A 12,966-nucleotide genomic window follows, 5' to 3' on the forward strand; every position below is an offset into this window, starting at 1 on the left:
AACAGTCTGAAGAAAAGATATGCACTTTCAGCAACCGCTTACCGAACTCTAAAACAACATTCAGAATTCCAGCTGTTTAACCTTCCGTGAAGCGAGATACGCGGTTAAGACCGTGATTGCAGAAATCGTACCAAATACCGGGGGAAAATGATTTCCAGAGAGATCAAACTGCCCCTGACTCTCAGCGGTAAACAGATTGTTATAGACATACATCGGGTCGAATTCCATGATTCCAGGAATAGATTCAATGACCATGGTACTGATAAAAAAGATCGCTAGCGCCATCACGGCGCCCCGTACAGGCTTTTTCCACCAGCAAACCCCCAACACAGCGAGAGAATACATCATGGCATGTAAAACAGGAAAACAGGCGATATACGACCAGCTTAACAGATTTCTGTCATGGATATACTGATTATTAATATAAGGATCCAATGGGGATCGGGAGAGCATGTTCCAACCGAGAAGAATGGTAGTGCCATCTAAGACGGTCAGCACAGCGAACAACCCTACCAGATATTTTAACCAGAACCAGTGGTTCATTTTGAGAGGTCGAGACATCCAGAAATGCCCCAGTCCTGGTGTAAGCTCCGCGGCAAATATTCCCGACCCGACAACCGTCGCCCAGAGTATTCCAATAATCCACATTGCCGATGATAGACTATAAACTGTTAACTGTATCGTTCCGCCTTCCGTATAACTACTCGTAAGAATATTCGCAAACGACATCAGACAGGCTAAGGCGAGTCCAGCCAAAGCTAATGGAACTGACTGTCTCAAATTAATCCAGGTGAGCGAAAAATATTGTCCCCGATGTGGGAACGAAATCCACGAGAAGAAAAGGGGCCAACTACAGCGACGCTTCTTTCTTCCTGTGAGATCCAAACTCCGCGTTCCATAACGCTGCGTGAACCAGTAACCCAACCCGCAGAGCATCAGTACATTCAAACACAATGGCAACCAGATACGATTTGAAATATCAAGATCACTGAATCTGCCGACTCCATCTCCATAGCCATAAGATATAACCATCGACTGGGGAAACAGCACACCAATCCAGTCTTCCAGGTAAAACAACCCCGCTCTGGATAACATCACGCGGGCTTCCGTTGGTAGAATCCAGGCAAACGAAATCGCTGCTCCCAGGAAACCGATGTGTGATTCTTGTCGTCGTCGCGCACCAGCCAGCACTAGAACCATAAATAAAGCAGTCGCCGATACGGAAGCGACACTGGTAATTTTTGCCAGCAGGATCAAGCCTGCCGCGGGTGTCAGACTCGTAAGTTCCCCAATGGAGAAACCGGAAGGGTACCCATCTCGACGCTGAGGAACCTGCTCCAGTATCCCCAAAGCCAGAAGTAAAGCGAGTATCATTGATCCCAGAAAGATGGGGCCCACGAGAGAAATGATCCCCCCAACCAACCTTATAACCGCCACCCGCGAAAGAGTTATCGGTAAGGACGAAGTAAACGGAAGAGTGCCTTGCGTGACTTCGCTCAAACAAACCCGCATCGCAAGAAACACGGTCATGAACATACTGTAGACCATACAGATCGAACCGAAACGGGCAACCGGTGTGCGATAACCTGAGACCAGTTCATAGATCGTCACATAAACCACACCACACAGAATCCACGCCAGACAGACAAAAAAGGTCCGCCTGCGTTCCCGCCATTCTTTCCAGACCAGAGACTGTAATTCTAAATCCATCTGACTGTTCCTTGAAACGAGCCCACTTTTTCAGCAGTATTGCTCACACAACGACGGGCATCCCCGCCTGAGGCCAGGCTTGCGTACGACCAATCACAAACGACTCAAAAATTTCATCCAGGCTCAACTCCACAATTTCATGTTCGATACCCAGTGAATTCAGCTGTTCCACGAACCGTTCCGCTCCGTCGACGGTCACAACGAACTGTGACTCCCACACTCGGACATCCAGTAATCCGGGAGGAGGCGTGACTCCTGCGATTTCCACTGAATTCAGTACAAAACGTTTGACCTCGGACCGCAGTGTTTCCGTCGCAGACTGTCGAATGATTCTTCCTCCATCCAGAATTGCGACAGCATCAGCCACTGCTTCGACTTCATCCAGCAGATGTGAGCTGAACAGTACCGTGCGACCCGCTGCCTGCAGATGTTCAATCAGATCACGGTTAAATTCTTTGCGGGCAATCGTATCCAGACCGAGAGCGGGATCATCGAGAATCACCACATTCGGCTCATGCGCGAGCGCCAGCGTCAGTCCCAGCTTGACGTTCTGCCCTTTGGAAAGCCGTTCAATCCGCTGATGCCGGGGAATATCAAACCGCTCCAGATAATCATCCGCCAGCGATTGATTCCACGCGGGATAAAAGGGATTCAGAAAATGAGTCAATTCCACCGCCGTCATCCAGCCATACATCGTCTGATCTTCCGCCAGATAACCGACCCGGCGACGCAACTCGATCGCTTCTCTCGTGGGATCGCAGTCATCCACTTGTATTGAACCGGCATCCGGCTTGAGCAATCCCAACAACATGCGAATCAGTGTCGTCTTACCAGCGCCATTTCTGCCGAGCAAAGCCAATGTCTGCCCGCGGGGAATCTCCAGTGAAACATTTTCCAGTACGACATTCTTACCAAACTGTTTTTGGACCTGATCAATTTTGATAGCTGCTACTGACACGTTCGACTCCTGTGAAATAGATGACTTTCCCAATTCTGTCTCGTGTTATTGACGCGTTGCTGCTTCTGTTTTTAATTCCCGTTTCGACTCTGCAATCGAGGTCGTCAACAGCTTTCGGAGTTCAGCCGCGGTGAGTCCGAGCAGTAACCCCTGGTGAACCACTGCGGAAAATTCCCGTTCCAGTTGCTCCCGTTGCTCCGCCATCTGCTGTCGATTTTCGGAGAAGGCAGCCTGGTGTAATACAAAAGTGCCTTCCCCATGCCTCATTTCCACCAAAGACTCGGCAGCCAGTCGCTCATAGACACGCACCACCGTGTTGACATTCACCCCCAGCCGCGATGCCAGCTTGCGCACGGAAGGCAGACTATCCCCCGGTTGCAGCGTTCCAGACAGACAATGTGCCCGGATCTGCTCCATGATCTGCCGGGAGATCGGCGTTGAAGAGCCACGTTCGATTCGGATATGCATAAAACTCACCTCAAAGAGTACACAGTACTATAACAGTACTTATTCGGACGTCAATCTTGATTTATGAGAATCAGCTGCAAATCATTCTTACTATCAATGTGAGAATCACTGTTTCCGCAAAAAAGACTTGAAGAACGCACAGAGACACCTCATAGTTAACATAAACCTGCCTTGATATTTCCTGCCTTACTTTTGCTCACAGTAATTCGTGAATCACGCAGACCCCGACAGGAGTGAAACATGAGTCACATCAATCGCCGCACCTGGCTGCAACAGGCTTCCGCAGCCACCCTCCCCTGGTTGATGACACAACCTGTCCCTGCAGCTGGCACCACCAAAAGATCAAAGCTACCAGTTGCTGCTATAGTGACCGAATACACGCCGAACTCGCATGCAGATGTGCTGGTCGGAAAAATCCTGGAAGGCTTCCAGCAACAGGGAGGCGTCGGTCCTGACTTAAAACTGGCTGCACTCTATACCGATCAGGTTCCCGCGCGGGACATGAGCCGCAGCCTGTCACGCAAATACAAATTCCCTCTGGCAGGAACGATTGAAGAAGCGATCACGCTCGGAACAGATCAGGTCCAGGTCGCAGGAGTTCTGATTGTCGGCGAACATGGCAACTACCCTTTTACACCTGACACGAAACAACACATGTATCCCCGTAAACAGTTCTTTGATGAAATCACAGCCACGTTCAAGAAATATGGCAAGTCGGTTCCCGTGTATAATGACAAACACATGGGTTATCGCTGGCAGGACGCCAAAGCCATGTACGATACGTCACTCAAAATGAATTTCCCCATGATGGCCGGTTCTTCCCTGCCCATCGCCTGGCGCAAACCGAGATTAACGCTACCCGATAATTGTGAAATTGAATCCGTGCTGACAATCGGTCGCGGCAACTTTGAAGCACATGGCTTTCATTCGCTGGAAGCGCAACAATGTTTAATTGAACATCGCAAAGGTCCGACGGGAGTTGCCGCTGTGGAAACCGCTCAAGGCAAACAGATCTGGGCAGCCGAACAGGACGGTAAATGGAATCGCGAAATGTTACAGGCAGCGCTGGATGTGATGCCGCATGTTGCGAAAGGAAATTGGAAAGACATTCTGAAAGATGACAGCGCCTTCTTTTTCCTGGAACATCAGGATGGTTTGAAAAGTACGGTGTCAATGGCGAATCGTCTCAGTCGGCACTACGCAGTCGCCGTTAAATTAAAAGGGGAACACAAACCCCAGGCTACCTGGTTCAAACTGGAGCTCAATCCTCCCTTCGGCCATTTTGCCTATCTGCTTCAGGCGATCGAACACATGATTCATACAGGTGAACCCGCCTACCCGGTTGAGCGTACGCTCCTAACCACCGGCACTCTGGATGCGATTATGCACAGCCTGGCAGCGGACGGAAAACGCATTGAAACGCCGCAACTAGCCATCGACTACACGCACGTCAGTTGGCCGTATACAAATCAGCCTGCTCAACCCTGACCCGTTCAAATAAACCTTATTTCAAAAGTTCACACAAACGTTGTGCCAGCACGCTGACCTGATCTGCTTTCAGACACAGAGGGTTAATCGTCAGCAGTCCTGCATGCAGACGGGCATGACCGACATAAACCGCAGGCGTACCCTCTCTCAATTTCCGGCAGACATCAAAGGCCGTTCCGACTTTGTCTTCTTCAATCTGAATCTCCAGCAGCGGCCAGCGTTCACTGCATTCCGGTATTACCAGAGAACAGACAGCGTTCGCATTCTCCCGTTCCAGCTCCTCAGCGATCTGCTCCAGCCAACGGCGGTACTCATGATTCTGCACATCATAGGCACCGCAGGAAAACAGTTCTAATGCGGTCAGCAACGCAATGATCTCTTCTTTCGAAACTTTCAGAGAGCGTCCAATCCCGTGCCGGGGAATGCCATCGAACATTGTCAGATCAATCAGGTCGGCCGGAGGCTCCCACAACTGCCCATGATCATCCATGTCCAGCATCTGCAGTGCTGCCGAAGAAATCAGTTCCCGCTTTCCACATAACATGCCTGTCGACTGCGGGCCGCGAATCGCTTTCCCACCACTATAGGCAACCAAATCGGCTCCCGTAGCAGCAATGGCTTTCAGATTGGATCGTGGAGGCACTTCTCCTGCTGCATCAACGAGAATAGGAATCTCCCGCTGTAAAGCAACTTTAACGACTTCACTTAGCGCTGGCTCTGAATCCGCTGCATGGACATAGACGATGCCCGCAGTATGCTCATTGATGGCAGCGGCGTATTCCCACGCTTCGGTCCGTCGAACCCCCGCATTGGAAACAATCTCATTAAAACCGACTTCCACCAGCCGCGCACCCGAAGCTCGCACCGCATGGTCGTAACCACTTCGCTGTTCCCGCGCGATAATAAACTCATGCGGAAAACTGTCACAGTGAGGCAGTTGTTCCATCCGCCTCAAATCATGCCGGGCCAATATCGCCGCTGCTCCCAGTGTCAACGCTCCTGCAGCGCCGGAAGTCACCAGGCCGGCTTCCGTACCGGTATGCTCGGCAATCTTGCGTGAAGCTGCCGCCTGTAGCTGCTCTAACGAAACAGAAACTTCAGACGCCTGTCGAAATGCCTCCAGCACTTCATCAGGCATCGGTGCGCCCCCCAGTCGAGTCACGCTGCCACAAGCGTTGATAATTGGCTCCACACCGAAGCGATGATAAATACTCACTAGCGACTCACTTTCCATATCTCTGGCGCGCCCAGTTTTTGAAGGCACCCTGCGCTTCTTTCCCTTTCCCGGGGAATCCACCATGCTGCACCATCCAGATCGTAACAATTCCGTCTTCAGGTCGAATTTCCATATTTGTGGCGTGCGCACCCCCATGTCCGAACCAGTCTGGTCCCACAGCCAGCCCCAGTCCATAGCTCTGCTTGACAGTTTCGGGAGTCTGTCGCGTTGTCAGTTCTTTAAAAGCAGCTTCACTCAAATAATGTTTGCCCTTGAATTCTCCACCGTTCAGCAGCATCTGACAGAATATCGCTGTGTCCTGCGCTGTCGAAAACAATCCCCCCGCCGGCATAGGGAAACGGTGCGCGGTATCAGTGAGAGGATAAGTCAACTGGTTTAAGGGGAATTCAGCCAGATCGGTTTTTGAGGCATCAGGTCGATACGACTTCGCCAGTCGCGCGACCTGTGCTGCATTTGGCCAGAAGGTGGTATCTTTCATTCCCAGTGGATCAAATAATCGCTCCTGCATGAAATCTTCATACTTCTTCCCTGACACGACCTCAAGAATCCGCGCCGCCGTATTAATGCCCGCATTTGAATATTGATAATGCGTTCCCGGCTCAGTCTGCAGAGGCGTCATTGCATAACTCCGGACGGCTGCTTCCAGCGGCAGCGCATCCAGGGTTGGTACTTCCATCACGGACTTGAAGGGCAGACCACTCACATGATTCAACACTTCACGAATCGTAATCGGATGCGATGGCTTACGGAGCAGTACGTGGTTATCATCTTTTTCTGCAATGACCATCTGTCCTTTGAATTCTGGTAAATATTTCTCCACCGGGTCATCCAGAGAGATTTTCCCTTCGTCAACCAGCATCATCACTGCTGTTGCCGTCATTCCCTTGGATTGCGAGGCGATCCAGAACATCGCATCCGCAGGCATCGCTTTTCCACCTTCTAAATCAGCAAAACCGACGGTCTCTACCGAGAGAATCTGATCCTTATCAGCCACCAGTGCAACAGCCCCCGCCAGCTCATGCCGATCAACATATGGTTGTAATACAGAGACTGCGGATTCAGGAGTTCCCGCAGATGCGATATTTTGTGGGAATACAGTCGCTACCAGAATAAGAATTGTGAGGAATCGAATGTGAGACTTCATAAGTGTCCTTCCTCTGTAGGAGTGGTATTTTCAAAACATTAATCTTACCGAAAGATCATGTCCAGGGTAAAGCGGGCAGCCTGAACCTGATCGAGCCGTGGTAGTCAAGTAGAGGAAATCCACATCCATTGAACAGCATCACCCGCGCTTTTTTCCTGAATCCGGGCAATCATGAACAACTGCACTATAGCCGAGACTCTCGTTTTGTCTATGATTGATGTTAGACTGCAGGTTCGCTAATTCGCCTGCCCAGCGCAATATAGACTTAATAATCCAATTATCAAATCGGAATGAGATAACTTTATGAATCGTCCCACCAATCTGGCGGAACTCCGCGAAAGCGGCTGGAAGAGTAAAACAGTAAAACGCGAAATTTATGATAATCTCATGCAGGCTTTGCAGGACGGCGATGAGCTCTTTCCCGGAATTGTGGGCTACGACGACACAGTGATTCCCGATATCGTCCTGGCACTCCTGTCAGAACATGACATGCTTTTCCTGGGAGAAAAAGGGCAGGCGAAAAGTCGTATCATGCGATTACTGATCCGATTTCTTGATCCGGAGATCCCCTACCTGGACATCCCGGAATCACCGGTCCACGACGATCCCTACCAGCCGATTACCAGTATCGGAAAAAAGTTTCTAGCGGATACCCCGGAACACGAAGTCCCCATCGCCTGGTGGCCTCGTGAAGATCGTTACGCAGAACGTCTGGCTCCTGGTACAAAATTCGCCGATGTGATTGGTGAAATCGACCCGGCGAAACTCGCGCACGGCGAAAGCATGTCTGCGGAAAGTGCCCTGCACTTCGGATTGATTCCCCGCATGCATCGTGGCATCTTTGCCATGAATGAACTTCCTGAACTGGATGAACTCGTGCAGGTCGGCCTGTTTAACATTCTGGAAGAACGGGACGTGCAGATTCGCGGTTATCCCATCCGCTTCGATCTGGACATGCTGATTCTGTTTTCATCCAACCCGTCCACTTTCAATCGCAGCGGAAAAGTCATCCCGCAGTTGAAAGACCGGATTGGCTCGGTCATTCATACGCATTATCCCCGCGATCGCGCCCTGGGGATCGAGATTATGGAACAGGAAGCCAGCGTCGAGCTGGCAGGTGAAGTCCCCGTGGTGGTTCCTTATTTCATGCGGGAAATCATCGAACAGATCACCGTTGCCGCCCGGGCTTCCAAATATGTCGACCATGATTCTGGAGTGAGTGCTCGCTTCAGTATTGCCAATTATCGAATGATGGTTGCTGCTGCCCGCAGACGGGGTGCCGTGCTCAATGAAAAGCCGGCGGTCCCCCGCATCAGCGATCTGGGACACCTCTACTCTTCCTCACTGGGAAAACTGGAACTCGATCTAATGGGCGCCAATCAGATGTCCGAACGACAGGTTCTGGATGCCATCGTTGCCCAGGCAATTCAAGATGTCTTCCAGGAATACATCGTCGAGCACGGACTGGCAGAGATCGGCGAAATCTTTGCGCAGGGGATCAAAATCGAAGTCGGCAACATGCTGCCTTCCTCCGAGTATGCCGAACGACTCAAACGGGTTCCCCCTGTCTGGGATAAAGCCTTCGAAGTCAATGCGTCGGGCGATGAAGCCATCCGGGCCTCCTGTATTGAATTCGTTTTAGCAGGACTGTACGCCAACAGCAAGATTTCTCGTTCGCAGGACCATGGCCGTATTGTCTATGAAACTTGAGCATACCGATCACTACTATTTCACAACTCTCCTGAGAGAGATTGAGACACGACTATGTCTGATAAACGACTGACTGGCGGGATTATTCATACGTACCAGAAGTACGACCCGAAACGCATTCCCGACCCTATGCAACCCCCACCCGACCTCGTCTCTCCTGCGTTGAACCACATGATGTATTATGGTTCCATGCGGGAACTGACTGAGGAAGAACTGGCACGGGCGATCAAACTGGACCCCAGTCAGATTGCAGGCCTGGGGCCCAGCCTGGATGCACTCGTCGCTATGCTGGAAGAACGCAAACGTAAAATCCTGGAAACATATGAGACCGACAGCGTCAGAAAAAAAGCCCGCCGTACTTACCGTGACTACGCCAAACAGATGCAGCCGCCTCGTCGATTGAAGGACTTCTTCCGACAGGCGGTCCGCGAAGAACAGATCTACGACCTGGAACGGATCTGGTACAAAACGGAAGATGATAGCAGCCCCTTTGCCCGCGGCCTGGTTCAACTGGTGGATCGTCTGAGTGATAAATACGAAATCGATGAGCTGGCATCCAACTATTACTTCACCGGCCAAACGTCGATGACCATTCCGGAAGCCCTGGAAATCAAAGCAGAGCTCGAGAAGATCGATGAACTGCTTAAGCAGTTAGAAGAAGCCCGCGAGACTGCACAGATCGCCATTATCGATATGGAAGCCCTGTCCGAATTCACGCAGCCCGGTGATATGGAAACCCTGAACGCACTGCAGAAACAGGTCCGCGACCTGATGCGAGAAATGGCCGATCAGCAGGGACTCGAGTTTTCCAAAGGTCAGTTTCGCCTGACGCCCAAAGCATACCGCCTGTTTCAAAGTCGTATCCTGGAAAAAATATTCAGCGACCTGCAGGCCTCACGCACCGGACGGCATACAGGCCCCGTGGTGGGCGAAGGAGCCGTTGAGCTGCCCACCACCAAACCATATGAGTTTGGTGATTCCGTCTCAAACATGGACATCACACAGTCCTTCACGAATGCGATTCTCCGCGATGGTCCCGGCTTACCCATTCGCTTGAAATCCGATGACCTCGTGATTCACAAAACCCGCAACACACCGAAATGTGCCACCACCGTGCTGATGGACATGAGCGGTTCCATGCGATATGAAGGGCAATACGTCAATGTCAAGCAGATGGGTCTGGCGCTGGAAGCCTTGATCCGCGGTGAATATCCAGGCGACTATCTGCAATTCATCGAGATGTATACCTTCGCCAAACCGCGAACGGCGGCAGAAATTGTCGAGCTGATGCCCAAACCGGTCACCATATTTGATCCGGTCGTACGTCTGAAAGTCGACATGAGCGACGAAAATATCAGCGAGCAGATCGTGCCACCGCACTTCACGAACATTCAACATGCCTTGCAGCTCTCAAGACATTTTCTCGCTCTTCAGGACACCCCTAACCGCCAGATCATTCTGATTACCGATGGCCTGCCTACTGCACACTTCGAAGGCGAGCAACTGTATCTGCTCTATCCCCCCGACCCGCAGACCGAAGCAGCTACGATGCGGGAGGCCCATCTATGCAAGCGTGAAGGCATCACGATCAACATTTTTCTGATCCCCAGCTGGTCTCAATCCAGCGAAGATATTCAGTTCGCCCATCGCCTGGCCGAAGCAACACAGGGCCGCGTCTTCTTCACAGCCGGCCGCGATCTGGATCGCTACGTTGTCTGGGACTATGTTTCACATCGCCGGGATATTATCGGCTAAGAATTTTAGACTGTTAAGTAACAGTCTAAAATTGCAGGACTCTGGTACCCCCTGTCTGATCTGGATCAGCGACTGCTTCCCTGCCAGACATTCAGGCAACCAAAGTGCTGCTGTTGCAGTGAGGTGATCAGTTTCTGTCCGGATTTCCCATAGCGATCTGCATTCAATGACATCGCCTGTGTGGCGTGTTCCCGTGCCTTGCTTGTCTGTTGAGTATCTTCATAAAACTGCGCGAGCAAATAATGCTGGTCAGCCGTGGGTGCCAGTGACAACGCCGATAAATACGCACTTTCTGCTTCTTCATAGTTCCCTCGTTTCCTTTCAGCAAATGCAATCCCTTTCCAGGCAGAGACGATCCCCGCCTGTTGCTGTTCTGAATGCGTCAATCGTTTCCAGGCATTCAGGGACTTTCGGTACCACCGCTCACTCTCTCCCCACAGCTCCTGATGCTGGTAGATATTCCCCAGCAACTGACAGGTGAGAGGGCTGACAGTCTTTTGATCTTTCCAGGGAGCCAGCAGGCGGAGCGCTGCGGAACGTTTCCCCAGAATGGTCAGTAACCGGGCACGTTGATAGGTGGCTTCTTCGCTCTCGTTAGATTCAAGCTGCATGTACTCGAGGTTGCGTTCAATTTCAAAACAGCTGCGATCCAGATCGCGGGCCAGATCCCCTGCGGGCAGGCCACCAATTTTCTGCCAGGGTGCCAGCACACAGACTTCGCGGGTCAAATGCCGGGCATCCCCCAGACGACCACTGCCCAGAGATTCGTCAACGGTTGTTACGATCTCATCCACCCGCGATTGTATATAGATCGATGGAACCAGAACCGCTGTAATCAAAGCCAGCCCCCAGAGCAGAACCCCCGGTTTAAAGGTTGGATCAGAGCATTTCCCTCTCCCCGAGATTTGCCCTTCGATCAGGCACAGCGTCAGCATCAGCCAGAAAGCCAGAACGGGTCGCAGGATCATGGACTCCCAGGCATCGTAACTGCTCAGCGTGCCATTCGGATGATTGTTGGTCAAAGCAATGATCAGAATCCCTGCCGCACCAGTATAAAAAATAATCTGAACCAGTTTAAACAGTGGTGGACTGTGATGACTGAAGACACGGAACAGCCAGTCAGAACTCAGAATGGCTAGTGGCAACATGCAGACGAAACAGACAATCGCAATATCGACACGCAGATAAGGCAGACTCAGACTTCCCGCGCCACGGACCATTGATACCCACCAGCCAGTCAGACAAGCTAGAATAATCGCCAGCAGGATTATCAGGCTGCGACCCTGCGGTAAATCCGTTGCCTCGTTAATTTCAATGTCTATAGCTGCTGTCGTATCGAGAGAATCATTCTGACATTTCATGCGCGAGCGGGCCTCTTTGATTTCCAAAGGAACCCATCATAGGCATAATGCAAGAACGCCATGATCAGATTGGCTGTAAGCCAGATTTCCAGCAACTGGGACTCCAACAACCAGGCCCCCATCCCCAATATCACAATAAACACAGCCAGAATCAGTCCCCAGCGAGGCATCAATTTTTGAAATAATTGCGTTGTCGATTGACCAGATTTCCGGGTTCGATCGACTGACCAGTTGACGATCGCCAGATATTCAATGGAATGAAACAAAGCAGAAGCTGTCGCCAAAACCAGTAACATCATCGGATTTTGAGCGGCCACTGCCCCCAGCATCGCCAGATACAAAGTCATCACGCTGGTAAAGTAGAGACATCGTCCCACTGTTTCCGCTCTCAGTTGCCAGAGTTCTCTGATAATCATGGAGACTGGAATCACAGCCAGGACATAATCCAGAGTTCCCCACCCCTGACTGGCAGCGGCACCCACAGAAGCCCAACTCGCGATACGGAACGTCACATATAACAGAAAACCCCGCATCAGCCATTTATCTACCCTTAACCGCCCGGGTGATAGTCCCCCCGTTTTACGACCGTAAATGCTGTAGATACCATGATGCTGAGCGGCAAAATGCCAGGCATTCCAGATATAATCTATCGTGAGCAGACAGGTGAGCGCCCCTGTGGAGATCTTGACCGCCAGTGGAATGGTCAAGAGGAAGACCGTAATCAGAATGTACTTTGTCTTGTTCGTCTGCAGGCGATCGCGCTCTAAAAACAACAGCGCGGGTGTAATCCAACGATGAGGGGTTGTGATAAAATAAACCTGCCAGAAGCTGATACCACTATGAATCTCCAATCCTCCCCACCACTGGAATAATACCAGTAAAGGCCACCCCAGGTTTGCCAGGAAAAGCAGATCATAGCGAGGATCCACAAGCCAGGCCGCCTGTAGTGACTGACGAAAACTGCGCACTGCGGATTCCGGATTTTCAACAGCCGCCTGAGGCAAAAGTGTAGATTGAGTAATTTGAGACATACTTAAGATTGTCCTGGAATCATACCAGGTTCAAAAAACAGATTTCGAATGAATAATAATTTGAGTGCATCTCACAGATATTCGAACAGAACTTTTAAACCAGG

10 protein-coding genes are annotated in these 12,966 nt (G+C 51.1%); 3 read left to right on the forward strand and 7 right to left on the reverse strand.

Features of this window, described 5'->3' with window-relative positions:
• Positions 1–60 precede the first annotated feature (60 nt).
• From Pan161_RS09715 to Pan161_RS09725, 3 genes are read right to left on the reverse strand one after another with little or no spacing between them, the layout of a single operon-like run.
• Complete coding sequence (locus Pan161_RS09715; RefSeq protein WP_145226255.1) at positions 61–1,710, reverse strand: hypothetical protein; 1,650 nt, start codon at positions 1,708–1,710, stop codon at positions 61–63.
• A gap of 43 nt (positions 1,711–1,753) precedes the next feature.
• Positions 1,754–2,668 (reverse strand): ABC transporter ATP-binding protein, encoded by a 915-nt coding sequence (locus Pan161_RS09720; RefSeq protein WP_197995805.1) that lies wholly within the window; start codon positions 2,666–2,668, stop codon positions 1,754–1,756.
• Between the two features lie 45 nt (positions 2,669–2,713).
• Complete coding sequence (locus tag Pan161_RS09725; protein WP_145226260.1) at positions 2,714–3,136, reverse strand: GntR family transcriptional regulator; 423 nt, start codon at positions 3,134–3,136, stop codon at positions 2,714–2,716.
• 240 nt (positions 3,137–3,376) lie between these two features.
• Between Pan161_RS09725 and Pan161_RS09730 the strand changes: the two genes are divergently transcribed.
• Complete coding sequence (locus tag Pan161_RS09730; RefSeq protein ID WP_145226262.1) at positions 3,377–4,624, forward strand: hypothetical protein; 1,248 nt, start codon at positions 3,377–3,379, stop codon at positions 4,622–4,624.
• Between the two features lie 16 nt (positions 4,625–4,640).
• On the opposite strand, the gene Pan161_RS09735 is transcribed toward Pan161_RS09730, so the two are convergent.
• Entirely contained in the window at positions 4,641–5,888 is a 1,248-nt protein-coding gene (locus tag Pan161_RS09735; RefSeq protein ID WP_232103680.1) for an aminotransferase class V-fold PLP-dependent enzyme, read from the reverse strand.
• Positions 5,848–7,005 carry a serine hydrolase domain-containing protein gene (locus tag Pan161_RS09740; protein ID WP_145226264.1) on the reverse strand — a complete coding sequence of 386 codons (1,158 nt, stop codon included), beginning with the start codon at positions 7,003–7,005 and terminating at the stop codon, positions 5,848–5,850. The genes Pan161_RS09735 and Pan161_RS09740 overlap by 41 nt, the downstream gene beginning before the upstream one ends.
• A 303-nt stretch (positions 7,006–7,308) precedes the next feature.
• Here Pan161_RS09740 and Pan161_RS09745 point away from each other — a divergent pair, with 303 nt between their 5' ends.
• Both Pan161_RS09745 and Pan161_RS09750 read left to right on the forward strand, forming a co-directional pair.
• Positions 7,309–8,715, forward strand: a complete 1,407-nt coding sequence (locus tag Pan161_RS09745) for a magnesium chelatase (RefSeq protein ID WP_145226266.1) — start codon at positions 7,309–7,311, stop codon at positions 8,713–8,715.
• A gap of 54 nt (positions 8,716–8,769) precedes the next feature.
• Positions 8,770–10,470, forward strand: coding sequence for a vWA domain-containing protein (locus tag Pan161_RS09750; protein ID WP_145226268.1), 1,701 nt, complete (start codon positions 8,770–8,772; stop codon positions 10,468–10,470).
• Positions 10,471–10,535: 65 nt separating this feature from the next.
• On the opposite strand, the gene Pan161_RS09755 is transcribed toward Pan161_RS09750, so the two are convergent.
• Together Pan161_RS09755 and Pan161_RS09760 are read right to left on the reverse strand one after the other, a co-directional pair.
• Positions 10,536–11,831, reverse strand: coding sequence for a tetratricopeptide repeat protein (locus Pan161_RS09755; protein ID WP_145226270.1), 1,296 nt, complete (start codon positions 11,829–11,831; stop codon positions 10,536–10,538).
• Positions 11,828–12,862, reverse strand: a complete 1,035-nt coding sequence (locus Pan161_RS09760) for a hypothetical protein (RefSeq protein ID WP_145226272.1) — start codon at positions 12,860–12,862, stop codon at positions 11,828–11,830. Before Pan161_RS09760 ends, Pan161_RS09755 begins: the two co-directional genes overlap by 4 nt.
• Positions 12,863–12,966: the final 104 nt, after the last annotated feature.

The organism is Gimesia algae, from assembly GCF_007746795.1.
Classification (GTDB): domain Bacteria; phylum Planctomycetota; class Planctomycetia; order Planctomycetales; family Planctomycetaceae; genus Gimesia; species Gimesia algae.